The sequence below is a fragment of the Allobosea sp. 67-29 genome, assembly GCF_001898115.1.
Lineage (GTDB): Bacteria > Pseudomonadota > Alphaproteobacteria > Rhizobiales > Beijerinckiaceae > Allobosea.
The window spans coordinates 94,111-118,413 of sequence record NZ_MKSQ01000013.1 but is presented as its reverse complement, the minus strand read 5'-3'; the positions used below and the strand labels follow the sequence as shown (position 1 = coordinate 118,413).

Sequence of the window (24,303 nt, the reverse complement as noted above, 5' to 3'; positions counted from 1 at the left end):
CAGAAGGCGGCAAGGCGGCAGACGAGATCGATGGCCTGCGTCCCGGAACTGGTCAGCAGCAATTGCTCGGGCGTCAGCCGCAATCCCTCCTCGGCAAAGCGGCCGAGCAGGAGCCGCCGCAAGGGCAGCGAGCCGCGCGTGCTGCCGTAGTCGGTCAGAGCCACGGCATCGCCTCGCGCCAGATTCCTCAAGCCGCGCCGCAACGCCTCGTTCGGCATCCAGCTGGCCGGCAGCCAGCCGCAGCCGGGCTTGAGCGTATCCGCTTCTGCATCGAGCGACTGGCGCGAGACCCAGAAGGGATCGACGGCCCGCGCCGAGGCCGGCGGCGCGAGGCTGAGCGGCGGCAGGCCATGCCCGGTCAGGTAGAAGCCGGAGCCGGGCCGGGCGCGGACGAGCCCTTCCGCCGCAAGCCGATCATAGGCTTCGACCACGGTCGAAGGCGAAACCTTCATCGCCGCGGCGCAGCGACGAATGGACGGCAGCCGGTCGCCGGGCGCGAGCTGGCGCGCAGCCACCCTTTCGCGGATCGCACGCATCACCGCTTCGGTGCGCGTCTCGTGGCGGCTGTCCATCATTACCCCACCGTACTGGCAATGATACCAGCACAGTTCTTCCGGATTGTATCCATCCGTTCCTGTCACCATGGCGGCGATAGGTCTAGGTCCTTTTGCCGAAAGCGAGGCGGGATGACGATTGCCGGCAAGGGTTGGGGCAGCGGGCTGCTCGGCGTGATGATCTTCAGCGGCTCGCTGCCGGCGACGCGCGTGGCCGTCGCCGGCTTCTCGCCACTGTTCCTGACATCCGCCCGCGCCGTCATCGCCGCCGCTCTCGGAGGATTGTTCCTGGCGCTGCTGCGCCAGAAGATGCCCGCCCGGACCGATCTGCTCTCCCTTTTCGTCGTCGCGATCGGCGTCGTCCTGGGCTTTCCACTGTTGACCGCCCTGGCGCTGCAGCATGTCACCGCGGCGCGCTCGATCGTGTTCATCGGGCTGTTGCCACTGGCGACCGCCATCTTCGGCGTGCTGCGCGGCGGCGAAAATCCCAAGCCGGCCTTCTGGCTGTTCTCGGTCCTCGGCAGCGCCACGGTCGCGGGCTTCGCGCTGCTGCATAGCGAGGGCAGCTCTCTTGCGGGCGACCTGCTGATGGTCGCAGCCGTCCTGCTCTGCGGCCTCGGCTATGCGGAGGGCGCCACGCTGTCGCGCCGGCTCGGAGGCTGGCAGGTGATCTCCTGGGCACTGCTCTTGTCCCTGCCGGCGAGCGCATCGATCGCGCTGGCCTTCCTGCCAGCGTCCTGGAACGGCATCGGGCTGCCCGCCTGGCTCGGGCTCGGCTACGTCTCGGTGTTCAGCATGCTGGTCGGCTTCGTCTTCTGGTATCGCGGGCTGGCGCTGGGCGGCATTGCGGGCGTGGGCCAGCTTCAGCTCCTGCAACCCTTTCTCGGGCTGCTCCTGGCAGGGCTGGTACTGCACGAGCCGATCGCCTGGAGCATGATCGCAGCGACCGGCGTCGTGGTGCTCAGCGTCGCCGGCGCCAAGCGCTTCGCCTAGGGCCGCCCCCGCGCTTCGCAAGTGTAAAGGATACGATCGCGAGCGGGCCCAAAGGCGCAGCACGGGCGTGTCGTCATCAGCCTGTCGTGAACCGCGCTGCAGAACCGCCGCTCGGCCCGTCACCTCGATTTCGCATGCTCCGCTTCGTCCTTCTTCGCCTCTCTCGCGCGCTCCTGACGGTGACGATCTGCGTCTCGGCCGTGTTCGTCGCGCTGCGCCTGGCTGGCGACCCCGCCGACATCATGCTGCCGGTCGATACCCCGCCGGATGTGCGCGCCTCCTATCGCGAATTATGGGGCCTCGATCAGCCGCTGGCGGCTCAGTACCTGCGCTACGTCGCCAGTGCCGTCAGGGGGGATTTCGGCCTGTCCTTCGCCGACGACCGGCCCGCCTTCGCCGCCGTGACGGAGGCGCTGCCGAAGACCTTGCTGCTGGGTTCCTCAGCCCTGATGCTCGCGCTGCTGATCGGCCTGCCGCTCGGGATGCTCGCCGCGCTCCGTCACAACCGCACGACGGACCGGCTGGCCATGGCCGTCGCGGTCTTCGGATATGCCATCCCGGTCTTCTTCCTCGGCATCCTGCTGATCCTGCTCTTCGCCCTGAAGCTGCGCGTGCTGCCTTCGGCCGGCTCCGAGAGCGTCCGGCATCTCATCCTGCCGGTGGTCACCCTCGGCCTGCCTCTCGCCGGGCGCCTGGCCCGCTTCGCCAGGACCGCGACGCTGGAGGTGCTCGGCAAGCCCTACATCCGGGCCGCGCGCGGACGCGGCGTGATGCCGCTGGCCGTGATCATCCGGCATGCCCTGCCCAATGCGGCCGTGCCGCTGCTGATGTTCATCGGCATCGAGATCGGCCACATCCTCGCCGGCAGCGCCGTGGTGGAGACCATCTTCGCCTGGCCGGGCATCGGGCGGCTGCTGGTCGACTCGGTCTCGACCCGAGATCTGGCCGTGGTCCAGGCGGTGATCTTCACGGTCACCGTCATCATGGTCGGAGCCAACCTGCTGGTCGACATCGTGCACATCCTGATCGATCCCCGGCTCGGCGGCTTCTCGCGCGCCATCGGCAGACCGGCGTGATGACTGCCATCGATCTGCCCAACGCCTCGCCGACGCCCGGCCGCCTGCGCAGGAACGCGATGTCGCCGGTGGTGGCACTCTCGGCCGGCTTCCTTGTGCTGGTCGTGCTCGTGGCGCTGCTGGCCGACTGGCTGGCGCCGCTGCCTTATACGGCGCAGAACCTCGCCGCCCGTCTGAAGCCGCCGATGACCGAAGCTGGCGGCACCACGTACTGGCTCGGCACGGACCAACTCGGCCGCGACATCCTGAGCCGGATGATCTTCGCCGTGCGCAGCTCGATCCTGATCGCGGTGATGGGGACGCTGATCGGCGCGGTGGTCGGCACCTTTCTCGGTTTCGTGGCGGCGCGCCTGCGCGGCTTTGTCGACCAGGCGATCATGATGCTGGCCGATGCGCAGGCGGCGATCCCCGCGCTGTTCCTGGCACTGACGATGCTCGCCTTCTTCGGCAACAACATCGTGCTGTTCATCATCCTGGTGAGCATCGACGGCTGGGATCGCTATACGCGGCTGGCGCGCGGGCTCGTCGTCTCCGAGCAGGAGAGCGACTACATCAATGCCATCGAAGCCCTCGGGGCGAAGCCCGCGCGGGTCGTCCTGCGCCATCTGCTGCCGAATATCGCGGCGGCGCTCGTGGTCCAGGCGACGCTGAACTTCCCCGGCACGATCCTGCTCGAGACCTCGCTGTCCTTTCTCGGCCTCGGCGTCCAGCCACCTGGAACGTCGCTCGGCCTGATGCTGGGCGAAGGGCGGCGCTACCTGCTGAACGCCTGGTGGATCGCGGTCTTCCCGGGCCTCGCGATCTTCCTGACGACCCTGTCGATGAGCCTGTTCGGAGACTGGCTGCGCGACCGCTTCGACCCGACCAGCGAACGGCACTGACGATGCTGACCGTCGACCCCGGCGCACCCCGTCCTCTTGCCATCGCGCATCGCGGCGGCGCCCTGCTCGCGGCGGAGAACACGGCCGAAGCCTTTCGCGCAGCATCGGCGGCAGGCGCGGAGATGATCGAGACCGATCTGCGGCTGACCCGCGATGGCCATCTGGTCTGCCTGCACGATGCCGATCTGCACCGGATTGCAGGAGACTCCCGGCACGTAGCGGACAGCGATCTCGCCACCTTGGCGGCGCTGTTGCCAGGCCTGCTGACGCTGGACGAGGCGGTCGCCGCCTCTGCGCCGCTCGGCCTGCTGCTCGACGTCAAGCTGCTCGATCCGGCGATCCTGCCGCCGATCATCGCCGCCCTTGCTGCGGGGGACTCGCTGCGGCGCGGCGTGCTGGGGCTGCGCGACCCCGCTCTCCTGGCGGCGGCGCGCCAGCTCTCGCCCGATATCGCGCTGCTGGCGTTTGCGGCCGATCCGGATGCGATCGCGGAAGCGAAGGCAGCGGGCGCGAGCTGGTTCCGGCTGTGGCAGGCCGATGCGGACGAGGCACGGATCGCCGCCATCCGGGCCGCAGGCATGCGCTCGGTGATCATGACCGGCCAGCCGCGCTCGGTCGCCCTGCCCGGCTATCCGCCCTTCCCCGTCGGCCGCGTGGATGCCGAGGGCATCCGCCGGATTTTCGCGCTGCAGCCGGATGCGGTGATGCTCGACGACCCTCGCCTGCTCATCGCCGCACGGGCTGTCACGGCCCTGTCGCCAAGTTGAGGCAAGGCAGGCGGATCGGCGTTTCCGCGCGATCCGGTTCGCCGCCTCCAGCTCGACGCGAGAAGGCCCATGATGACGATTTCCCGCCGCCGTTTCCTCGAAGGTGCGGCCGTCGCCCCGGTTCTGCTCGGCACGCCGCTGGCCTTCGCCGCCGGCGAAACCCTGCCGAACTTCACCATCGCCGTCGCCGACCTGCCGGCCACGCTCGAACCGGCCCGCGAGCTCTCCAACGTCGGCACGCGCGTCACCTACTCGATCTTCGACACGCTGATCCGCCGCGACTTCCTGGGCGCGCCGGATGGCGGCGGCTCGGAGCTGAAGCCGCATCTCGCCACGAAATGGGAGCGTGTTTCCCCGCAGGAACTGGTCGTCACGCTGCGCCAGGGCGTCAAGTTCCACAATGGCGACGAGCTGACCTCGGAGGACGTGGCCTACACCTTCCGCGAGGGCCGGCTCTGGGGCGACAAGCCGCAGATTCCGGGCGGAAGGCCCTATTTCGGCATCCTCGCCGGGGTCGAGCCGATCGACCGCTACAGCGTCCGTTTCAGGACCAAGGTCGCCGATGTGCTGCTGGAGCAGCGCCTCGCCTCCTGGTGCGCCTGGATCGTCAACAAGCGCGCCTACGAAGCCATGGGTTTCGAGGCCTATTCGCGCAAGCCCGTCGCGACCGGCCCCTATCGCGTGGTCTCGCATTCGGCTGCCGACGCTACGGTGCTGGAAGGCTTCGACGACTACTTCATGGGCAGGCCCACCGCGAAGCGCGTCACCTTCAAGCGCGTGCCCGAGCTTGCCGCCCGCGTCGCCGGCCTCGTTGCCGGCGACTATGATCTCATCACCAATGTCCCGCCCGACCAGACCGGCGTGATCGCCGGCTACAAGGACATCGACGTGCGCTCGGTCGTGCTGGCCAACGTCCATGTCCTCGCCTTCAACGAGCAGGACAAGGTCCTTGCGGACAAGCGCGTCCGGCAGGCGCTCTGCTACGCGATCGACCGTCAGAAGCTCGTCGACACGCTCTGGCAGGGAACCGCCCGGGTGCCGGCAAGCCACAATTTCCCCGAATACGGCCAGATGTTCGTCGAAGGCCGCAAGCTGCCCTACGATCCCGCCAAGGCAAGGGCGCTTCTCAAGGACGCCGGCTACAAGGGCGAGCCGATCGTCTACCGGACGCAGGCCAACTACTACACCAACGCGCTGGAGGCGGGGCAGATCCTGATCGAGCAGTGGAAGGCGGTCGGCATCAACGCGTCGCTTCAGGTCGTGGAAAACTCCACGCAGTTGCGGGGGCCGGGCGTGCAGATCTTCAACTGGTCGAACTCGACGCGCCTGCCCGACCCGCTGGGTGCGATCTGGGTGGCCTGGGGGCCGGCCGGCGAGGCCCAGGTCTCGAAGTTCTGGACGTCGGCCGAAGCGTTCAACAAGGCTGGCAGGGCGATGGAGGCCGAGGTCGACCCCGCCAAGCGCAAGGCGCTGTTCACCGAGATGCTGGACATCTGGGAGGACGAGGCGCCGGCGACGATCCTGTACCAGCCGAGCGAGGCCTACGCGATCAAGAAGTCGATCGGCTGGCGGCCGACGACCTTCTATTTCATGGATTTGCGACCAGACAATCTCAGCTTCGCCAAAGCCTGAGCCTCCGGCACGGGGCGCGGACATGCAAAGGGCGGCCGGTGGCCGCCCTTTCTCGTTCTCCGGCAGCGCCGGGACTACTGCCCGCCGCCAAGAATGAACCGGCGACCCTCCTGCTCCACGACGTCCACGTGCTGGGTGAAGGCGCCCACTCCAGCCGAATGCCGCGTGACGCGCGCCTCTTCCCGTGCCGGCTGCGCGAGATTGCGGCCGACCATGCTGGCCGCCGGCGCGAGACCGAGCAGGCCGAGGACGGTCGGACCGATGTCGATGATGCCGGCGGGCTCCTGCGAAACCGTTCCGGCTTCGGCGCCACCGAGGATCAGCACGGTGTTGAGCTCGTGGGGATTGATGCCGCCATGCATGCCACCGCCGAGCGGTACGTCGCCGGGCGTCATCGCCCCGAGGCCGGGCAGGCCGTACCGATCGGCGGCAAGGCTCGACTTCAGGATGAACATCAGCTCCGGCTGGCGTTCGGCGTGGCCGGTCCCCGTCAGGGCGAGCGAGAGCGTGCCGGGGACCTCGCCCTCGATGCCGTTGCGGTCGCGCGAGAAGAGGTGACCGACCGCCGGCTGCCGCATCAGCCAGTCGGCAATGCGCGCGATCTCCGCGGGATCGCCGCCGGCCAGGCGAATCTCGCCGCTGATGCCGCCCGTCGCGACCAGGGCCGCGTCCTCGATCAGCTTCGCGGCGCTGAGGTCGAAGCCGGCCTGCCGCGCCGTCTCGAACATCGGCTCAATCGAGTCTGTCGAGATCTGGCCGTGGTCCGAGGCTGCGAGAACCGTGATGCGTTCGGAGTCCGGCTGCGCCTCGACCCAGTCGAGAATGGCTCCGAACGCCCTGTCCGCCTCGCGCAAGCCCGCCGTCGCCTCCGGCGATCCAAGCCCGCGATAGTGGAAGGTGGTATCCGGCTCGTTGAACCAGATCAGCGCGACCTCCGGCTGCAGTTCCGGCAGCACGAGCTCCGTCATCACGCGGCCGCCATAGGCGACCTCCTGCAGCCGCGGCAGCTCCCGCTCCGGCAACGGCCCCAATCGCGCGGTCGCCTGCGCGACCGCTTCCGGCGTCTGCGTGGCTCCGGCGCCGTGCATGGAAAAGGTCCAGTGGCCGTTGGCGCGAGCACGCGGATTGATGAAATGCGCCGAGCCGGCCGAGCCGGTGTGCACGACGGCCAGCCGCTTGCCGGCGCGGGCCAGCACGTCACCGAAGGTGTCAGCGGCAAGCAGGCGGCCGTCATGATGAGCCTCCGCACGGCGGATGAGCGCGGCGTCGCTGGTATCGAACATGCGATCGGCGATGGCCGCGCGATGATAGAAGGCGTTGCCGACGATGCCATGCACGATCGGCGGCGCGCCCGCCGCGATCGAACTCGTCGCCACGCGCGTCACCGAAGGGAAGACGCTGCGCGCCTGGCGGAACCAGGTCCCGCGCGCGGCGAGCCGCAGGATGTTCGGCGTCAGCTCCGGGGTGACCAGGTCCGGCCGCAGGCCGTCGAAGACCGCAATGACGACACGGTCGGCGGAGGGGTGGGGTGGTGTGCTCATCTCGTTCCCGGTCAGCAAGGCAATCGGTCAGGCGGCGGTCGTCGCCGGAGCGGCGGCGGCCAGATGGCAGGCGGCGAGACGGCCATCGCCCACCGGCTGCAGTTGCGGCACCTCTTCCCGGCAGCGCGCCACCGCCCGCGGGCAACGCGGATGGAAGGCGCAACCACGCGGCCGGTCCACCGGATTGGGCGGATCGCCCCTCAGGATGATGCGGTCCTGGGTGCCGCGCAACGGCGTCGGCACCGCCGAGACCAGCGCCTCGGTGTAGGGATGCATCGGGCTGTGGAACAGCGCGTCGGGGCGCCCCTGCTCGACGATGCGGCCGAGATACATCACCGCGACCTCGTCGGCGATCTGCCTGACGACCTTGAGATCGTGGCTGATGAACAGATAGCCCATGCCCAGACTGGCCTGTAGATCCTGCATGAGGTTGATGACCTGGGCTGCCACCGAGACATCGAGCGCCGAGATCGGTTCGTCGCAGACCAGCAGCACCGGATCGAGCACCAGGGCCCGGGCGAGCACCACGCGCTGGCGCTGCCCGCCCGAAAGCTCGTGCGGATAGCGCTCGAACAGATCCGGCCTGAGGCCGACGGCATCGAACAGTGCCAGCGCCTTCTGCCGCCGCGCCCTTTCGCCGTCCTCGAGCCGATGGATGGTCAGCGGCTCGACGACCTGCTGCCCCACGGGCAGACGGCGGTCGAGAGCGGCAAGCGGGTCCTGATGCACCATCTGCATCCGGCGGCGGAGCGCGCGCCAGCGGCTGTCGCGTCTGGCTGTCACAGCGCTGCCCTCGAAGGCGACTCTCCCCCGCGTGGCCGGCAACAGGCCGAGCGTGAGCTTCGCGGTGGTCGATTTGCCGCAGCCGGATTCGCCGACCAGTCCAAGCGTTCGGCCGCGGGCGAGCGAGAAGCTCACACCATCGACAGCGTGCAGGAGCCTGCGTGCACCTGCCTCCGTCGCAACCGGATATGCGCGAGCAAGGTCCGAGACTTCGAGAAGCGAGGTCATGCGGGCACCTGCAGCCGTCGGAGCGGCGCCGCTTCCGGCGGCGTGCGCGCCGTCGGGGGCGGCAATTCCGCGAGGCGCAGGCACGCGGCCCGCTGGTCCTGCGCCGCGATCACGAGCGCGGGCAATTCGCGGCCGCAGCGCTCGACCGCCGCCGGGCAGCGCGGCGCGAAGGCGCATCCCGGCGGGATGGCCGCAGGCGCGGGAACCGTGCCCGCGATCGGGGTCAGGCGCCGCCGCGGGCCGTCGAGCGTCGGCAGCGCCGCGAGCAGGCCCTGCGTGTAGGGGTGGCGCGGGCACGTCAGCAGGTCTTGCGTGGCCGCGGTCTCGACGATGCGCCCGGCATACATCACGGCGATGCGGTCGCAGAGATCGCCGACCACGCCGATGTCGTGGGAGATCAAGACCAGCGCCATTCCGGTTTCGCGGCGGATGTCACGGATCAGGTCGAGAACCTGGGCCTGGATCGTCGCGTCGAGTGCCGTGGTCGGCTCATCGGCGATCAGCACGTCGGGCTCGCCAGCCAGGGCGAGCGCGATCACCACACGCTGGTTCATACCGCCCGAGAACTCGTGGGGATATTGGCGCAGCCGCCGCGACGCATCGGCGATGCCGACCCGGTCGAGCAGGCGCAGCGCCTCCCGCCGTGCGGCCTCCCCCCTCAACCCGCGATGCAGGCGCAGCACCTCGGCCAGCTGCGTGCCGATGCGCTGCACCGGATTGAGCGCACTCGACGGATCCTGAACGACCAAGGCGATCCGCCCGCCCCGGACTCCGGCAAGCTCGCGCTCGGACAGGCGGGCGAGGTTGCGCCCTTCGAGCGTCGCCTCGCCACCCGTCACCACGCCCGGGCCCAGCAGACGCAGGGCGGCGAGCCAGGTCAGGCTCTTGCCGCAGCCCGATTCTCCGACGATGCCGAGCGTCTCGCCGCGCGCGAGCGAAAGGTCGACACCGCGGACGATCGCAGCACCGCCCCGCTCCGCCACCGTGAAATCGCGCAAGCGCAGCAGCGGCTCGCTGGCACTCGCGGCGAGCAGGGTGGAGGCCGCCCCCTCGGGCCGGTTCCGCATCGGATCCGATATTGGTTGCATGAGGCTGGCATAGCGCCGGCCTCATGACCGTGTTGTGACGCCACCCGCTGAAGCCGATGCGGTGCGCAATCGGCACGCTGCCGAGCCGTCAGGCCTCCGCCCCCGGCGGATGGGTTGCGCCTGCGGTTGCGGCCAACCGCGTCGGCCTTCAAACGAGAAGAGCGGCTCGACCGGTCGGTCGACCGAGCCGCCGAGCTTGCGGCGTCAGAACATGTGGAAAGGCGGCTTGGCCTCGGCGGGCAGGAGCGCCTTGTAAGGCGTCCGTGCAAGGCGCTCGTCGAAATCGGCCTTGGCCTGTTCCAGAAGCCCCGGTTCGGCGAGCACGTCGGCGGCCACGCCGGCCATCGCCTTGGCGACGTGCACCATGCCCTTGTGCGCCAGCGGCGACTGCCCGTGCGCCGTCAGCTGCCAGGAATGCCCCGGCGTCCCGATGGTGTAGGTGGCGCCCCGCGCCTGCACGGTCGGCACGGCCCAGGAGACGTCGCCGACGTCGGTCGAGCCCATCATGCGCGGCCCCGGCACTTCCTTCGGAGCGATCGCATTGCAGAGCGGGAAGTCCGAGACCGGCAGCCCCGAACGACGGAACGCGCTCTCGATATGCGCCGCGGTCACCGTCTGCTGCATACGCTTCGCAAAAGCGACGTCTTCGGCATCGAAAGGCGGCGGCCCGAGACGGTCGAGGTTGCGTTGCATGGCGTCTTCGAGGGGCGTGTTCGCCAGCAGGCTGCTCATCGCGCTGACGACTTCACTCGTGACGGTCGTCTCCGTCATCAGCGCCGCGCCATCTGCGATCTTGCGCACACGCGCCAGCAGCTCGTGGACCTGAGACACCATCGTCGCCCGCACGACGTAGCGCAGCCTGGCCTTGGCCTGAACGACATTCGGGGCAATGCCGCCGGCATCCAGATAGGCATAGTGAACGCGCGCGTCGCTCGGCATGTGCTCGCGCATGTAGTTGACGCCGATATTCATCAGCTCGGCGGCATCGAGGGCCGAACGGCCGAGATGAGGCGCGGCGGCAGCATGGCTGGCACGCCCGGAAAACTCGAAGTCGATCGTGGTGTTCGCCAGCGAGACCGGCGCCGTCACTGCCGCGAAATCCGCCGGATGCCACGAAATCGCGATGTCGACATCCTTGAAGGCGCCTTCCTTGACCATGAAGGCCTTGCCAGCCCCGCCCTCCTCTGCCGGGCAGCCATAATAGCGGACGCGGCCCTTCAGCCCCCGCTCCGCCAGAAAGTCCTTGATCGCCGCCGCAGCCAGCATCGCGCCCGCGCCGAGCAGGTTGTGCCCGCAGCCATGGCCGGCAGGCTGGCCGGGAAGCGGCTGATGCTCCGCCACGCCCGGCGACTGCGAGAGTTCGGGCAAGGCATCGTACTCGCCGAGGAACGCGATGACCGGGCCGCCCTCCCCGGCCTCCCCCATGACGGCGGTCGGCAACCCGGCGATGCCGGTCTCGACGCGAAAACCCTCGCGGCGAAGCTGCTCGGCATGGGCCGCGGCCGATTTGAACTCCCTGTAGTTGAGCTCCGGCATTCCAAACACGCGGTCACTCAACGCGATGTAGTCCGCCTGCTTCGAATCGACGATGGTCCAGATCTTGTCGGTGTTCTGCACAGCGTTCTCCCGCGATGGCCTTTGCGCCCCTGCAGGCGCCTCTTCGTCGATCGGCTGCCGAGGACAGGCGCGACCGCGCGAGGCTACTACAGGGCGAACGGCAAGACGGTTGAATTCTACGCCCGCAACAGCGGCGCTTAGTGCAGATCGATCCGCCGCGATCCGCCGAGCTGCAGCGGATGCCGCAATGAGGCAACTGCCGGAGCGCCTGCGTCCAGCCGGCCCTGCAAGCCTCAGCGAAATCGATGGAAACGGATGGTGCCGCAAGAGGGATTCGAACCCCCGACCCCCTCATTACGAATGAGGTGCTCTACCAGCTGAGCTATTGCGGCGACGGGTGGCGCTGTACCAGCAGGCGGGTTGCTTGGCAAGCCGCAAGAGGCACCACACATGCCGGGCACGAGGCGGCTCGCGACCCGTCGCTCCTCTTTCAGTCCTTGCGCAGCTTCTCCGTCTCCGGCTTCTCCTGGCCGAGCGCGACGATGCCGCGGCGGATGGCGCGGGTGCGGGTGAAGTGCTTGTGCAGGGTTTCGCCATCGCCATAGCGGATAGCGCGGGTGAGCAGTGCGAGATCCTCGTTGAAGCGTCCCAGCATCTCCAGCACCGCCTCCTTGTTGTGCAGGAAGACGTCGCGCCACATCGTCGGGTCGGAGGCCGCGATGCGGGTGAAGTCGCGGAAGCCGCCGGCCGAGAACTTGATCACCTCGGACTGCGTCACCGCCTCCAGATCCTCGGCCGTGCCGACGATGTTGTAGGCGATGAGATGCGGCAGATGGCTGGTGACGGCGAGCACGAGATCATGGTGCTGCGCGCTCATCACCTCGACCAGCGCCCCCATGCCTTCCCAGAACTGGCGGGTTTTCGCGATGGCCGCAGCGTCCGTGCCTTCCGGCGGCGTCAGGATGCACCAGCGGTTGAGGAAGAGGCTCGGGAAGCCGGCATCGGGGCCGGAATTCTCGGTGCCCGCGACAGGGTGGGCCGGCACGAAGGCGACGCCCTCCGGCAGATGCGGCAGGACGGCGTCGACGACCGAGCCCTTGACCGAGCCGACATCGGAGACGATCGCGCCTTGCTTCAACGAAGGCGCGATCTCGGCCGCGACCGGCCCGCAGGCGCCGACCGGCACGCAGAGGATGATGTGGTCGGCATCGACAGCCGCTTCCGCCGCCGTCTCCGCGACCGCATCGCCAAGGCCCAGCTCTCGCGCCCGCTTGCGGACGGCTTCGTCGCGATCCGCCAGCACGATCGTGCCGGCTAGGTTCAGCTCCTTCGCCGCCCGCGCGATCGAGGAGCCGATCAGCCCGATGCCGATGATGGCGAGGCGGGCGAAGACCGGCTCAGAGCGGCGCGGCGCGAAGCTTTCCGCCATCTCGGTCACGCCTTGAGGAAATCGGCGAGCGCGGCGACGACGAGGCGGTTCGCCTCCTCCGTCCCAATGGTCATGCGCAGCGCGTCCGGCAGGCCATAGCCGCCGACGGCACGCAGGATGAGGCCGCGCTGCGTCAGGAAGGCGTCGGCGTCCTTTGCGGTCTTGCCGGGCGTTTTGTTGAAGTGGATCAGGACGAAATTGCCGACCGAGGGCGTGACGGTCAGGCCGAGCTTCTCCAGCTCCGCCGTCGTCCAGGCAAGCCACTTTTCGTTGTGTTCGAGGGCGGCAGCGACATGGGCCTCGTCGGCGACGGCGGCGGCTCCAGCCTCGATCGCGGCGCCGTTGACGTTGAACGGGCCGCGGATGCGCTCGAGCGCATCGATGATGTGGGCCGGCGCATACATCCAGCCGATGCGCAGATTGGCGAGGCCGTAGATCTTCGAGAAGGTGCGGGTCATCACGACATTCTCGCTCTCTGCGACGAGCTCGATGCCGGAGGCGTAGTCGTTACGGCGGACATATTCGGCATACGCGGCGTCGAGCACGAGCAGGACATGCGGCGGCAGGCCTGCCTGCAGGCGCTTGACCTCGTCGAAGGGCAGATAGGTGCCGGTCGGGTTGTTGGGGTTGGCGAGGAAGACGATCTTCGTCTTCGGCGTCACCGCCGCCAGGATGCCGTCGACATCGGCCGTGTAGTTCTTCTCCGGCACGACGACCGGCTTGCCGCCCATGGCAAGGATGGCAATGCGGTAAACCAGGAAGCCGTACTGGCTGTAGATGCCCTCGTCGCCCGCGCCGAGATAGGCCTTGGTGACCAGCTCCAGCAATTCATCCGAGCCGTTGCCGCAGATGATCCTCGCGGGATCGAAGCCGTAGCGGCCGGCGATCGCCTGCTTGAGCTTGGTCGACGTGCCGTCGGGATAAAGCTCCAGCTTGGCGGCGAGGCCCTCGAAGGCTGCGATCGCCTTCGGGCTCGGGCCGAGCGGGGTTTCGTTGGAGGAGAGCTTGTGCAGCTTCACGCCGGCGGGCGCGGCGGATTTGCCGGGAACGTAAGCCTCGATGTCGAGAACGCCGGGACGCGGGGTGGGTCGAGAGGCGGTCGTCATAGGAATTGACCTTGCAGCAGGAAGCGATTCGGGCCCGCTCAACGGGCGGATTTGACGGCGAAGCGGGCGGCATGACTGCCGACCTCGGAGAAATCGCTGAGGCCGGCCGGCACGAGCGCTTCACGGATCGCGGCCTGGTCGACCTCGCCGGAGGCCGCAACCAGCAGCGACAGATGCGAGCCGTCGGCCGCCGAGGCCGAGACCTCGGCCAGATGCTCGGCGAGCCCGTGGCGCAGCGCCTCCGACCAGCGCTCGACACGAGCGGCGTACAGCACGATTTCGCGCACGGCGGCATCGGTCAGTGGCTTGGCGATGCAGTAGACCGGCGTGCCGGCCGGGTGATCCGGCCGCTCGATGAAGGGCAGGCGCGCGATGATCTTGGGCTTGTCCGGCCCGATCAGGTCGCGCCACCAGATGCCGGCACTGGCGCCCTGGTCCATGCGGAAGATGCCGAGATCGCCAGCCGACTCGGCAACGGCACGGATCACGGCGCGGGCATCCTCATGCGGGACGAACGGCACGGTGAAGCCGAAATGGAAGCGGGCGGAATCGCGCATCGCCGGATCGCCGCCGGAGACGTCGGCGTGGACCGAATAGCTCGCCTGAACATAGGTGAAGGTCGCGATGATGATGCGCCAGATGCTCTCGACCGTGTCCAGCGGCAGAAGCCCCTTATGGCGCAGCGCAAGGCGCTTCATCATGTCCGCCTCGCGGCCCGGACGGAAAGCGGAGCCGGAGGCCTGCGTCTTCTTGACCGAGATCAGCGTCTCGATGATCTGCGAGCGCTCCATCAGCAGGGCATGCATCTCGCTGTCGATGCGGTCGATCTCGGCGCGCAGATCGGCGAGGGTCGTGGGGGCGGCTTCGGTCATGGCAAGAACGCGCTTTCCGGCAAGGCCACGCTCCTTAGCGCCCCGGCGCCACCTTGGCAAAGCGTCCATGCAGTCCCGCGTTGACAGCGGCGCGCCGGCGCGGCATCGCTAGTTCGATTTTCCGAACGCCTGGACCGGCAAGACAAATCCCACTGCCGAAGCGGACGACATGCGCGATCCTTTTCCCAGCCTGGCCGATCCGCTGAAGGAGGCGAACGAGCCTTCGAGCCTCGTCGCGCGCTTCGGGCCGGAGGCGCCGCTCCTGATGGACTGCGGCGTCGTGCTCGACCATTGGCAGATCGCCTACCAGACCTATGGCGAGCTGAACGCCTCGCGATCCAACGCGATCCTCGTATGCCATGCCCTGACAGGCGACCAATATGTCGCGAGCCGTAATCCCGTCACCGGCAAGGGCGGCTGGTGGACGGCGATGATCGGGCCGGGCAAGCCGATCGATACCGAGCGCTTCTTCATCATCTGCGCCAATGTCATCGGCGGCTGCACCGGCACCACCGGCCCGGCCTCGACCAACCCTGAGACGCGCAAGCCCTGGGGCCTGTCCTTTCCGGTGGTGACGATCCGCGACATGGTGCGGGCGCAGGCCGCGCTGATCGATTCATTGGGCATCGAGACGCTGTTCTGCGTCGCGGGCGGCTCGATGGGCGGCATGCAGGTGCTGCAATGGGCGGCAAGCTATCCCAACCGGGTCTTCTCGGCACTGCCGCTGGCCACCGGAGCCAAGCATTCGGCCCAGAACATCGCCTTCCACGAGGTCGGCCGGCAGGCGGTGATGGCCGACCCCGAATGGCGGCAGGGTCGCTATCTCGAGGAGGGCACGCGGCCTTCCAAGGGGCTTTCCGTGGCGCGGATGGGCGCGCACATCACCTATCTCTCCGAGCAGGCGCTGCACCGCAAGTTCGGCCGCAAATTGCAGGACCGTGAGGCGCCGACATTCTCCTTCGACGCGGACTTTCAGGTTGAAAGCTATCTCCGCCATCAGGGCCTGAGCTTCGTCGAGCGCTTCGACGCCAATTCCTATCTCTATGTGACGCGGGCGATGGACTATTTCGACCTCGCCGCCGACCATGACGGCGTGCTGGCGTGCGCCTTCGCGGGCACCAAGACGCGCTTCTGCGTGGCCTCCTTCACCTCGGACTGGCTGTTCCCGACGGCGGATTCGCGTGCCATCGTGCATGCCCTCAACGCGGCCGGTGCCTCGGTCTCCTTCGTCGAACTGGAGAGCGACAAGGGCCACGACGCCTTTCTGCTCGACGAACCCAACCTCTTCGCCACGACGCGCGGCTTCCTGAGCGCAGCGGCGCGGGCACGGGGGCTTTGACGATGGCGCTGACCGAGCCCCAGACCAACCGCATCGACCTCAAGCTCGTCGCCGAGATGGTCCAGCCGGGCACCCGCGTGCTCGACGTCGGTTGCGGCGACGGGGCGCTCCTCGCCTTGCTGGCCGAGACCCGCAATGTCGATGCCCGGGGCATCGAGCTTTCGCGCGAAGGCGTGGCCGATTGCGTCGCGCGTGGCCTCTCGGTGATCCAGGGCGACGCCGATACCGATCTCGCCGACTATCCCGACGACTCGTTCGATTACGTCATCCTGTCCCAGACGATCCAGGCCACGCGCAATCCGCGGCTCGTGCTGGAGCAGATGCTGAGGATCGGCCGGCGCGCCATCGTCTCCTTCCCGAATTTCGGGCATTGGCGGATGCGCAGCCAAGTGTTCTTCCAGGGCCACATGCCGGTGACCGACGCGCTGCCCTATAGCTGGTGGGACACGCCCAACATCCATTTCTGCACGATCCGTGACTTCGTCGCGCTCTGCGACCTGATCGGCGCGGAGAAGGAGCGGGCCGTGGCCCTCGACGCCGCCGGCGGCAAGGTCGGCGTCAACGCGCCCTGGTGGTTCTGGAACCTCTTCGGCGCGCAGGCCGTGTTCCTGCTGAAGCGGGGATAAGCAAAGTCGCCTTGCCAGAAACGGAAAAGGGCCGCTCGCGCGGCCCTTTCCTGTTCATCTGGCGGTCACAGGTCAGTTCAGTGCGACACCAGCCGGCCGCTTCTCCTTCACGGCCGCGACATCGCCCAACATCAACGAGCCTGGACCGACCGTGATCGGCACGGTCTCGCCGTCGACGATCTCGCCGGCAAGGATCGCTTCAGCCAGCGGATCCTGCACGAACTTCTGGATCACGCGCTTCAGCGGGCGCGCGCCATAGGCCGGATCGTAACCCTTGTCCGCCAGCCACTCGCGCGCCTCCTTCGAGAGCTCGAGCGTGATCTTGCGGTCGGTCAGCAGCTTCTGAAGCCGGGCCATCTGGATATCGACGATCGCGTCCATGTCCTTCCGCCTGAGGCGATGGAACAGGATGATGTCGTCGATCCGGTTCAGGAACTCCGGCCGGAAAGCGTGGCGGACCACGCCCATGACCTCCTCGCGGACCGCGTCGCTATCCTGCCCTTCGGGCTGGTTCACCAGGAACTCCGAACCCAGGTTCGAGGTCATGATGATCAGCACGTTGCGGAAATCGACGGTGCGGCCCTGGCCATCGGTCAGGCGGCCGTCGTCGAGCACCTGCAGCAGGACGTTGAACACGTCCGGATGCGCCTTCTCGACCTCGTCGAAGAGCACGACCTGATAGGGCCGGCGACGCACGGCTTCCGTCAGCGCCCCGCCCTCCTCATAGCCGACATAGCCGGGAGGCGCGCCGATCAGCCGGGCGACCGAGTGCTTCTCCATGTACTCGGACATGTCGATGCGCACGAGCGCCGTGTCGTCGTCGAACAGGAACGACGCCAGCGCCTTGGTCAGCTCCGTCTTGCCGACGCCGGTGGGGCCGAGGAACATGAAGGAGCCGATCGGACGGTTGGGGTCCTGCAGGCCGGCCCGCGCACGACGCACCGCGGTGGAGACCGCCTCCACCGCCTCCTTCTGCCCGACGACGCGGGAGCCGAGAACCTCCTCCATGCGGAGCAGCTTCTCCTTCTCGCCCTCGAGCATGCGGTCGACCGGCACGCCGGTCCAGCGCGAGACGACGGCGGCGACGTGATCGGGCGTCACCGCCTCCTCGACCATGCCGGCGCTGTCGCCCTTCTCCTCGATCTCGGCCAGCTTCTTCTCAAGCTGCGGGATCTCGCCATAGGCGAGCTCGCCCGCCCGCTGGTACTCGCCCTTGCGCTGCGCCTGGGCGAGTTCATTGCGGGCGTTGTCGAGCTTGGTCTTGAGCTCCGCGGCCTGGCCGAGCTTGTCCTTCTCGGCCTTCCACGTCGTGGTGATGGCGTCGGAGCGCGCCTCCAGATCGGCCAGCTCGGATTCGAGCCGCTTCAGCCGCTCCTTCGAGCCGGCATCGCTCTCCTTCTTGAGCGCCTCCTGCTCGATCTTGAGACGGACGATCTCGCGATCGATCGAATCCAGCTCCTCGGGCTTGGAGTCGACCTGCATGCGCAGACGCGCCGCGGCCTCGTCGACGAGGTCGATCGCCTTGTCCGGCAGGAAGCGGTCGGTGATGTAGCGGTTCGACAGGGTTGCAGCCGAAACCAGCGCCGAATCCGCAATGCGGACGCGGTGATGCTGCTCGTATTTCTCCTTGAGACCGCGCAGGATCGAGATCGTGTCCTCGACCGTCGGCTCCTCGACGAACACGGGCTGGAAGCGCCGCGCCAGCGCCGCGTCCTTCTCGACATACTTGCGGTACTCGTCGAGCGTGGTCGCGCCAATGCAGTGCAACTCGCCGCGCGCGAGCGCCGGCTTCAGCAGGTTGGAGGCATCCATCGCGCCGTCGGTCTTGCCGGCGCCAACGAGGGTGTGCATCTCGTCGATGAACAGGATGACGCCGCCATCCGAAGCAGAGACCTCGGTCAGCACGGCCTTCAACCGTTCCTCGAACTCGCCGCGGTATTTCGCGCCCGCGATGAGCGAGCCCATGTCGAGCGCGAGCAGTTCCTTGTCCTTCAGGCTCTCGGGCACGTCGCCATTGACGATGCGCAGAGCGAGGCCCTCGGCGATGGCGGTCTTGCCGACACCGGGCTCACCGATCAGGACGGGATTGTTCTTGGTCCGGCGCGAGAGAACCTGAATCGTGCGACGGATCTCCTCGTCGCGGCCGATCACTGGGTCGAGCTTGCCATCGCGCGCCGCGGCGGTGAGGTCGCGGGCATATTTCTTCAACGCGTCATAGGCCTGCTCGGCCGAAGCGGAATCGGCGGTGCGGCCCTTGCGGATCGCCTCGATCGCGGCGTTCAGCGCCTGTGGCGTCACGCCGGCCTTGGAGAGCGCCTTGCCGGCCTCGGTGTCCTTCTCGATCGCGAGCGCGAGCAGCAGCCGCTCGACCGTGACGAAGCTGTCGCCGGCCTTCTCGGCCGCCTTCTCGGCGGTGTCGAAGACGCGGGCGAGGCCAGGCGTCAGGTTGAGCCCGCCCGAGCCGCCCGTCACTTTGGGCAGCTTCGCCAGAGCCTGATCGGTCAGTTGCAGAGCGACGCGCGACTGGCCGCCAGCCCGGTCGATCAGGCCGGCCGCCATGCCCTCGTTGTCGTCGAGCAGCGCCTTGAGCAGATGCTCCGAGGTGAACTGCTGATGTCCTTCCCGCAGGGCGATCGTCTGCGCCGCCTGGAGAAACCCCTTTGCGCGATCGGTATATTTCTCAATGTTCATTCAAATCACTCCCGCCCGCAGGCGCGCCCCGTAGCGACGCCAAGCCTGCTGCCTTTCATCGAGATAGGGCGCCGCTCGGGCCGCCCTTCGCCTCTCAAGATAGTGTGGCATTGGCGCAACGGAAGAGGGGCGGACACAATTGACCTCGCCGGTCGCGCAGGCCCAGATCGGGCATGGCCGGAACCAAGCGACAGCAGGCGATTCGTAAGGCGCTCAGGGCGCTGGCGCCCGGCATCCCGCTCTCCGACGCCGAAGCGGTGATCGCGCTGGCGGAGCGGCGACATATGAAGGACCTGCCACCCTCGACGGCACTGTGGCTCGCGCTCGGCAGCCATGTCCGCCACGTCCATACCGACTATGAGCGCCTGCTGTCCGAAGGCTACGACCGGGATGCGGCGCGCTTCTTCGTCGCCGAGGAAACCGACGCGGTCCTTGCCGGCTGGGGCTGCCAGCGCTCGGTCAGCGAGGGCGAGGATGCGGAGGAATGATCGCAATCGATACAGAATTTGATCTGTCGGGCTGCCGAAAGGCAGCTATGGTCCCGCCTGCCTTCAACCTGCCGGACCGATCATGCGCATCGAGACCCTCTACCGCTACCCCGTCAAGGGGCTTTCACCGGAGCGCTTGACCGAGGCGACGCTTGCGACGGGCGGCTTCTTTCCCGGAGACCGGCTCTTCGCCATCGAGAACGGCCCGTCCGGCTTCGACCCCGCCGAGCCGGTCCATCAGCCGAAGATCAAATACCTGATGCTGATGCGCAACGAATCGCTGGCGCGGCTGAAGACCCGCTACGTCGATGCCAGCGGCGAACTGGTCATCCATCAGGACGGCCACGAGACGCTGCGGGCCGACACGACCACTCCGGAGGGGCAGGCCGCGATCACGCGCTTCTTTCAGGACTTCATGCCGGAGGAACTGCGCGGCGCACCGAAGCTGCTGACGGCACCGGCGCCCTACCGTTTCACCGATTCGCGCTCGGGCTTCGTCTCGATCATCAACCTCGCCAGCGTCGCCGACCTGGCAGAGCGCGTCGGCCGTCCGGTCGCCCCCCTGCGCTTTCGCGGCAACCTGATGGTCAGTGGTCTGGAGCCCTGGGCCGAGAACGAACTCGTCGGCCGTGACATCGACGGCCCAGGCGGGCTGCGGCTGCAGGTCATCAAGCGGATCGAGCGCTGCGCCGCCACCAATGTCGACCCGGACAGCGGCGCCCGCGACATGCAGATTCCCAAGGCGCTGATGCAGGGCTACGGCCATGTCGACTGCGGCATCTATTGCCGGATTCTCGCAGATGGAACGTTGCGGGAGGGCGATGTCCTGAGCCCGACGGAGGCTTCGGCCGCCCTGGATACGGCCTGATCCCGTATCGAAGTACCGGAGCGAACACAAAAAAGGGCCCTCGCGGGCCCTTTCTCAACTGTCGAAAGCGTGCGGATCACTCGGCGGAGCCGTCAGCCTCGGAACCCAGCGCGTCCATCACCTCGCGCGGCGAGCGGCGGCGGCGCGTGCGCTTGGCGGGCGCCGCCTCGGCGGAAGCCTCCTCGCTTGTCTCGACCGCCGCGGGCGCAGCCGGCTCGGCGGCAGCGGGCTCGACCGGAGCAGCGGCGCGAACCGGATTTGTCAGAAAGGATGGCAGGGCTGCCGGCACATCCTCCGCCTCCGCCTCGGGCTGCCGTTCGCGGCGCGGACGACGCTCGCCGCGCTGCGGACGCTCGGCCCGATCGAAGGAACGCTCGGCCTGAGGCTGCTCGGAAGCGCCTTCGGGAGCCTCCTCGACAGCGCCGACGGGGATATCGGATCGCGGCGCGTCGGGCCGCGGGGCGTAGCCGCCCTGCCCGCCTTCGCCGTTGCGGTCGAAGCGACGCTCGCCCCGGTCCTGCCGGTCGAAGCGGCGTTCGTTGCGATCATTGTTGAAGCGGTCGCGGCGACCCTGGCGGTCGAAGCGCTGGCCGCTGCCCTGCTGCTGCCCGTCACCGGCCTCGCCATCGGCCCGCTGGCCGCCATGGCCGTTGTAGCCGTTTCCGTTCATGTGACCGCTATGGGGCCGCATTTCGGGCTGAGGCCCGGTGCCTGGCTGGAAGCCGCCCTGCCCGTCATCGTCGCCCTCCTCTTCCATATCGTCCTCGACCTCGACGAAGGCGCGATTCGGCGGGAAGGTATGCCCGAACTGCTGGGTCATCTGTTCCTGCGCCGCGAGCAGGATGCGGTAATAGTGCTCGGCATGCTGGAAATAGCTCTCGGCCGCGACCGTATCGCCGGACGACTGGGCATCCCGGGCGAGCTGCAAATACTTCTCGGCGACATGCTGCGCAGTGCCGCGGACCTTTACGTCCGGGCCGTTGGATTCGTAGCTACGCTGCAACGGGTTCGGAGATTTACGATTGCCGTTATTGTTGCCGTTATTATTGCGGCCGCGCATACGCCGGTTCTGACCTGGTCTCATTCGCGTCTGTCTCGCGCTTCTGTGTTCAAAGCAACCGTGGCATCGTCATGCGCGTTTCGACACACAGCGGGTTGCGACGCCGTGTCGGGCTGAGTGGACCTGAAGGGGCCTTGCGCCGTTTCTGGTCTTCACGCGCTCTTATTCCAAAGGGGTGCCAACCCCGAAAGCCGAGGGCTGCCGTAGCGCCTTCGGTGTTCAATCTGACTCGTCAGTCGCATCGCTTCAGGAACACGCCCGTAAACAACGCTGATCTTGAGCAAAGGCTTGCCGTTCGAGAGGCTGCCCAACGCTCCGGCTCCGACGCCGCCAGCTTCGGCTGAAAGCTGCATAACCGCTTTTGGCTGCTTCTCCAAGCGAAATCGACCAAAAGCCTGTGCATTATCAGGCAGGCGCGAAGATCAACGCCCGCTCATGGCCCCCGAGATCGTGACGCATCGCCCGCAATTCAAGACCTTCCGCCGCCATGATCGAGACGACATCAGATGTCTGGCCGGCGCCGATCTCGAAGACAATGAAGCCGCCCGGCGCGAGCAGCCGCGGCACGTCGCGCGCAAGGACGCGATAGGGGGCCAGCCCGTCCGGACCTCCGTCCAGCGCCAGGAGCGGGTCATGCTCCCGCACCTCGGCCGAAAGGCCCGCGATCTCCGAGGCCGGGATGTAAGGAGGGTTGGAGACGATGACATCGTAGATGCCCGCCAGACCGTCGACCCAGTTGCCCTGTCGGAAAGCTGCGCGTCCGGCCACGCCGTTCGACGCGGCGTTGCCCGCCGCCATGCGGCACGCTTCCTCGGACAGGTCGATCCCGAGCCCGGTCGCGAGCCGGCATTCGCTTAGGAGGGAAACGAGCAGGCACCCGGTCCCGGTCCCCAGGTCGAGGATGGAGAGCGGCTCGTCGCGACGCGGCCCCAACTGGCGCAAGGCCGCCTCGACGATGGTCTCGCTGTCCGGCCGCGGCTCGAGCGTTGCGGGCGACAGGCGGAAGGTCAGCCCCCAGAACTCCCTTTCGCCGAGAATGCGCCAGACCGGTTCGGAGGCGAGCCGCCGCTGGATGAAATCCGCGAGCTTGCCAAGGTCTGCGGAATGCAGAACACGCCCCGGATCGAGGTCCCGTTCGCCCACGCTGCCTTCGAGCAGAAGCCGGGCATCGAGGCCCGCGTTCTCGATCCCGGCGGCACGCAGTGCCCGCACGACAAGGCGCCGCGCCTCCCCGACGGTCGGCGCGGCGCCCTCCCCTATTCCCGCGACGACCCGTCCGGCCGCCGCTGCAGATGGGCTCAGCTGTTGCCCTGCATTTTCTGGTTGATGCACTGCCTCATCTTGAGGTTCAGCGACTTCTTGCTCTCGCGCGTGCCCCGCATCTCGGCCTGGCACGCCTTGCGGGCCTGGGCCTGGGTCATGGCGCCCTGCACGGCCGCCGGCTGGCCCGACGTGATCTTGCGGAGCGTCTTCTCCTGCGCCTGCGAAGCGCCCGACAGCGCCGCGGCCATCAGGCCGGCCATCGCGATCGTCGAAAACATCTTGATCATGGGTTGCTACCCCCGTTGCTGGTGTCGATGCGTCAGCAACGCCGCCAGTGCGATTTGGTTTCATCGCAGCCATCTCAGGCCATGCCCTCTTCGGACAGCAGCCTTGCCTGATGCTCGGCCGTCAGCGCGTCGATGATCTCGTCGAGCACAAGACCCTGCATCATCTCCTCGAGCTTGTAGAGCGTCAGGTTGATGCGATGATCGGTCACGCGCCCCTGCGGAAAATTATAGGTGCGGATGCGTTCGGACCTGTCGCCGGATCCAACCTGCGCACGCCTGTCGGCCGCACGCTCCGCATCGGCGCGATTGCGTTCGAGATCGTAGAGCCGGGCACGCAGCAATTCGTAGGCGCGGGCCTTGTTCTTGTGCTGGGAGCGCTCGTCCTGGACGAGCACCACCGTGCCGGTCGGCAGATGCGTCAGCCGGACGGCCGATTCCGTCTTGTTGACGTGCTGGCCACCGGCGCCGCCCGAGCGCAACGTATCGATCCGGATGTCGGCATCATTGAGTGCGATGTCGACATCGCTCGCCAGCGGCAGCATCGCGACCGTTGCCGCCGATGTGTGAATGCGCCCGCTCGCCTCCGTGTCGGGCACGCGCTGGACGCGATGGACGCCGGATTCGTATTTCAGCCTGGCATAGACGCCGCGGCCGTTGATCTCGGCGATGACCTCCTTGTAGCCGCCGACCGTGCCTTCGCTTTCGGCCAGGACATCGACGCTCCAGCCCTTCTGCGCCGCGTAGCGCTGGTACATGCGCAGCAGATCGCCAGCGAAGAGCGAGGCCTCGTCACCCCCCGTCCCGGCCCGGATCTCGAGGATGACGCCGCGCTCGTCGGCGGCATCCTTCGGCAGGAGCGCGATCAGGATCTCGCGGCCGCGGGTCTCGATCTCGGCCCGGGCCGTATCGCGTTCCTCATAGGCGAGGTCGCGAAATTCCGGGTCGGTGGCGGGGTCGGCGATCAGCGCCTCGGCCTCGTCCAGCGCCTGCTGCGCCCGCCGCCAGGAGGCGATCGCCGCGACGACCGGATCGAGCTCGGACAGCTCCTTCGCCAGCTCGACGGTGCGCGCCGGATCGCTCGCGTGGTTGATCTCCTCGGTCGCGGCGGCGTGGCGCGCCACGATGCCGTCGAGACGATCCTGCGGAAGCTGTAGGGACATGGAGCAACTCTTGA

General features: G+C 67.9%; 22 protein-coding genes and 1 tRNA gene. 9 read left to right on the top strand and 14 right to left on the bottom strand.

The window, feature by feature from the left end; translation table 11 throughout:
• A partial coding sequence (locus tag BGO20_RS11190) for a GntR family transcriptional regulator (RefSeq protein WP_299857778.1) occupies positions 1–572 on the bottom strand: 572 nt, incomplete at its 3' end.
• A 114-nt stretch (positions 573–686) separates the two neighbouring features.
• Here BGO20_RS11190 and BGO20_RS11185 point away from each other — a divergent pair.
• The 5 genes from BGO20_RS11185 (at position 687) to BGO20_RS11165 (ending at position 5,903) form a co-directional block, all read left to right on the top strand.
• Positions 687–1,547 (top strand): DMT family transporter, encoded by an 861-nt coding sequence (locus tag BGO20_RS11185; protein WP_291664069.1) that lies wholly within the window; start codon positions 687–689, stop codon positions 1,545–1,547.
• Between the two features lie 134 nt (positions 1,548–1,681).
• On the top strand, positions 1,682–2,623 hold the full coding sequence (locus BGO20_RS11180) for an ABC transporter permease (RefSeq protein WP_291664068.1): 942 nt from the start codon (positions 1,682–1,684) through the stop codon (positions 2,621–2,623).
• Positions 2,623–3,504, top strand: a complete 882-nt coding sequence (locus tag BGO20_RS11175; RefSeq protein WP_291664067.1) for an ABC transporter permease — start codon at positions 2,623–2,625, stop codon at positions 3,502–3,504. Before BGO20_RS11180 ends, BGO20_RS11175 begins: the two co-directional genes overlap by 1 nt.
• A gap of 2 nt (positions 3,505–3,506) precedes the next feature.
• On the top strand, positions 3,507–4,271 hold the full coding sequence (locus tag BGO20_RS11170) for a glycerophosphodiester phosphodiesterase (RefSeq protein ID WP_291664066.1): 765 nt from the start codon (positions 3,507–3,509) through the stop codon (positions 4,269–4,271).
• A 69-nt stretch (positions 4,272–4,340) separates the two neighbouring features.
• Entirely contained in the window at positions 4,341–5,903 is a 1,563-nt protein-coding gene (locus tag BGO20_RS11165) for an ABC transporter substrate-binding protein (RefSeq protein ID WP_291664065.1), read from the top strand.
• A 74-nt stretch (positions 5,904–5,977) separates the two neighbouring features.
• Here the strand turns inward: BGO20_RS11165 and BGO20_RS11160 are convergent, their stop codons facing one another.
• The 8 genes from BGO20_RS11160 to BGO20_RS11125 all read right to left on the bottom strand — a co-directional run bounded on the left by BGO20_RS11160 (position 5,978) and on the right by BGO20_RS11125 (position 14,507).
• Positions 5,978–7,444 carry an alkaline phosphatase family protein gene (locus BGO20_RS11160; RefSeq protein ID WP_291664064.1) on the bottom strand — a complete coding sequence of 489 codons (1,467 nt, stop codon included), beginning with the start codon at positions 7,442–7,444 and terminating at the stop codon, positions 5,978–5,980.
• 27 nt (positions 7,445–7,471) lie between these two features.
• Complete coding sequence (locus BGO20_RS11155) at positions 7,472–8,455, bottom strand: ABC transporter ATP-binding protein (protein ID WP_291664063.1); 984 nt, start codon at positions 8,453–8,455, stop codon at positions 7,472–7,474.
• Entirely contained in the window at positions 8,452–9,522 is a 1,071-nt protein-coding gene (locus BGO20_RS11150) for an ABC transporter ATP-binding protein (protein ID WP_291664062.1), read from the bottom strand. Before BGO20_RS11150 ends, BGO20_RS11155 begins: the two co-directional genes overlap by 4 nt.
• Before the next feature lie 225 nt (positions 9,523–9,747).
• The gene (locus BGO20_RS11145) at positions 9,748–11,160 is read right to left on the bottom strand and encodes a M20 family metallopeptidase (protein ID WP_291664061.1); all 1,413 of its coding nucleotides are present in this window, start codon (positions 11,158–11,160) and stop codon (positions 9,748–9,750) included.
• Between the two features lie 256 nt (positions 11,161–11,416).
• Positions 11,417–11,492, bottom strand: a tRNA-Thr gene (locus tag BGO20_RS11140).
• A 98-nt stretch (positions 11,493–11,590) separates the two neighbouring features.
• Positions 11,591–12,529, bottom strand: a complete 939-nt coding sequence (locus tag BGO20_RS11135) for a prephenate/arogenate dehydrogenase family protein (protein WP_291664060.1) — start codon at positions 12,527–12,529, stop codon at positions 11,591–11,593.
• Between the two features lie 5 nt (positions 12,530–12,534).
• Positions 12,535–13,635, bottom strand: coding sequence for a histidinol-phosphate transaminase (gene hisC / locus BGO20_RS11130; RefSeq protein ID WP_291664059.1), 1,101 nt, complete (start codon positions 13,633–13,635; stop codon positions 12,535–12,537).
• A 38-nt stretch (positions 13,636–13,673) separates the two neighbouring features.
• Positions 13,674–14,507 carry a chorismate mutase gene (locus BGO20_RS11125; protein WP_291664058.1) on the bottom strand — a complete coding sequence of 278 codons (834 nt, stop codon included), beginning with the start codon at positions 14,505–14,507 and terminating at the stop codon, positions 13,674–13,676.
• A gap of 169 nt (positions 14,508–14,676) precedes the next feature.
• On the opposite strand from BGO20_RS11125, the gene metX reads away from it, so the two are divergent.
• Positions 14,677–15,846 carry a homoserine O-acetyltransferase MetX gene (metX, locus tag BGO20_RS11120; RefSeq protein WP_291664057.1) on the top strand — a complete coding sequence of 390 codons (1,170 nt, stop codon included), beginning with the start codon at positions 14,677–14,679 and terminating at the stop codon, positions 15,844–15,846.
• 2 nt (positions 15,847–15,848) lie between these two features.
• A complete protein-coding gene (gene metW / locus BGO20_RS11115) occupies positions 15,849–16,472 on the top strand; it encodes a methionine biosynthesis protein MetW (RefSeq protein WP_465246026.1) in 624 nt (207 codons plus the stop codon).
• Between the two features lie 72 nt (positions 16,473–16,544).
• Here the strand turns inward: metW and clpB are convergent, their stop codons facing one another.
• Entirely contained in the window at positions 16,545–19,163 is a 2,619-nt protein-coding gene (clpB, locus tag BGO20_RS11110; protein ID WP_291664056.1) for an ATP-dependent chaperone ClpB, read from the bottom strand.
• Positions 19,164–19,336: 173 nt separating this feature from the next.
• On the opposite strand from clpB, the gene BGO20_RS11105 reads away from it, so the two are divergent.
• Complete coding sequence (locus tag BGO20_RS11105) at positions 19,337–19,651, top strand: DUF2293 domain-containing protein (RefSeq protein WP_291664055.1); 315 nt, start codon at positions 19,337–19,339, stop codon at positions 19,649–19,651.
• Between the two features lie 82 nt (positions 19,652–19,733).
• Positions 19,734–20,519 carry an MOSC domain-containing protein gene (locus BGO20_RS11100; protein WP_291664054.1) on the top strand — a complete coding sequence of 262 codons (786 nt, stop codon included), beginning with the start codon at positions 19,734–19,736 and terminating at the stop codon, positions 20,517–20,519.
• 76 nt (positions 20,520–20,595) lie between these two features.
• Here BGO20_RS11100 and BGO20_RS11095 read toward each other — a convergent pair whose 3' ends face one another.
• The 4 genes from BGO20_RS11095 to prfA all read right to left on the bottom strand — a co-directional run bounded on the left by BGO20_RS11095 (position 20,596) and on the right by prfA (position 24,289).
• Positions 20,596–21,579, bottom strand: coding sequence for a DUF4167 domain-containing protein (locus tag BGO20_RS11095; protein WP_291664053.1), 984 nt, complete (start codon positions 21,577–21,579; stop codon positions 20,596–20,598).
• A gap of 405 nt (positions 21,580–21,984) precedes the next feature.
• Positions 21,985–22,839, bottom strand: coding sequence for a peptide chain release factor N(5)-glutamine methyltransferase (gene prmC / locus BGO20_RS11090; protein ID WP_291664182.1), 855 nt, complete (start codon positions 22,837–22,839; stop codon positions 21,985–21,987).
• Between the two features lie 38 nt (positions 22,840–22,877).
• Positions 22,878–23,129, bottom strand: a complete 252-nt coding sequence (locus BGO20_RS11085) for a hypothetical protein (protein WP_291664052.1) — start codon at positions 23,127–23,129, stop codon at positions 22,878–22,880.
• Positions 23,130–23,203: 74 nt separating this feature from the next.
• Entirely contained in the window at positions 23,204–24,289 is a 1,086-nt protein-coding gene (prfA, locus tag BGO20_RS11080; RefSeq protein WP_291664051.1) for a peptide chain release factor 1, read from the bottom strand.
• Positions 24,290–24,303 lie beyond the last annotated feature (14 nt).

Excerpts from the sequence above, each read along its gene's own strand:
- BGO20_RS11185 (WP_291664069.1), top strand. The coding sequence starts at position 687 with ATGACGATTGCCGGCAAGGGTTGGGGCAGCGGGCTGCTCGGCGTGATG.
- BGO20_RS11180 (WP_291664068.1), top strand. The coding sequence starts at position 1,682 with ATGCTCCGCTTCGTCCTTCTTCGCCTCTCTCGCGCGCTCCTGACGGTG.
- BGO20_RS11175 (WP_291664067.1), top strand. The coding sequence starts at position 2,623 with ATGACTGCCATCGATCTGCCCAACGCCTCGCCGACGCCCGGCCGCCTG.
- BGO20_RS11170 (WP_291664066.1), top strand. The coding sequence starts at position 3,507 with ATGCTGACCGTCGACCCCGGCGCACCCCGTCCTCTTGCCATCGCGCAT.
- BGO20_RS11165 (WP_291664065.1), top strand. The coding sequence starts at position 4,341 with ATGATGACGATTTCCCGCCGCCGTTTCCTCGAAGGTGCGGCCGTCGCC.
- BGO20_RS11160 (WP_291664064.1), bottom strand. The coding sequence starts at position 7,444 with ATGAGCACACCACCCCACCCCTCCGCCGACCGTGTCGTCATTGCGGTC.
- BGO20_RS11155 (WP_291664063.1), bottom strand. The coding sequence starts at position 8,455 with ATGACCTCGCTTCTCGAAGTCTCGGACCTTGCTCGCGCATATCCGGTT.
- BGO20_RS11150 (WP_291664062.1), bottom strand. The coding sequence starts at position 9,522 with ATGCGGAACCGGCCCGAGGGGGCGGCCTCCACCCTGCTCGCCGCGAGT.
- BGO20_RS11135 (WP_291664060.1), bottom strand. The coding sequence starts at position 12,529 with ATGGCGGAAAGCTTCGCGCCGCGCCGCTCTGAGCCGGTCTTCGCCCGC.
- hisC (WP_291664059.1), bottom strand. The coding sequence starts at position 13,635 with ATGACGACCGCCTCTCGACCCACCCCGCGTCCCGGCGTTCTCGACATC.
- BGO20_RS11125 (WP_291664058.1), bottom strand. The coding sequence starts at position 14,507 with ATGACCGAAGCCGCCCCCACGACCCTCGCCGATCTGCGCGCCGAGATC.
- metX (WP_291664057.1), top strand. The coding sequence starts at position 14,677 with ATGCGCGATCCTTTTCCCAGCCTGGCCGATCCGCTGAAGGAGGCGAAC.
- metW (WP_465246026.1), top strand. The coding sequence starts at position 15,849 with ATGGCGCTGACCGAGCCCCAGACCAACCGCATCGACCTCAAGCTCGTC.
- clpB (WP_291664056.1), bottom strand. The coding sequence starts at position 19,163 with ATGAACATTGAGAAATATACCGATCGCGCAAAGGGGTTTCTCCAGGCG.
- BGO20_RS11105 (WP_291664055.1), top strand. The coding sequence starts at position 19,337 with ATGGCCGGAACCAAGCGACAGCAGGCGATTCGTAAGGCGCTCAGGGCG.
- BGO20_RS11100 (WP_291664054.1), top strand. The coding sequence starts at position 19,734 with ATGCGCATCGAGACCCTCTACCGCTACCCCGTCAAGGGGCTTTCACCG.
- BGO20_RS11095 (WP_291664053.1), bottom strand. The coding sequence starts at position 21,579 with ATGCGCGGCCGCAATAATAACGGCAACAATAACGGCAATCGTAAATCT.
- BGO20_RS11085 (WP_291664052.1), bottom strand. The coding sequence starts at position 23,129 with ATGATCAAGATGTTTTCGACGATCGCGATGGCCGGCCTGATGGCCGCG.
- prfA (WP_291664051.1), bottom strand. The coding sequence starts at position 24,289 with ATGTCCCTACAGCTTCCGCAGGATCGTCTCGACGGCATCGTGGCGCGC.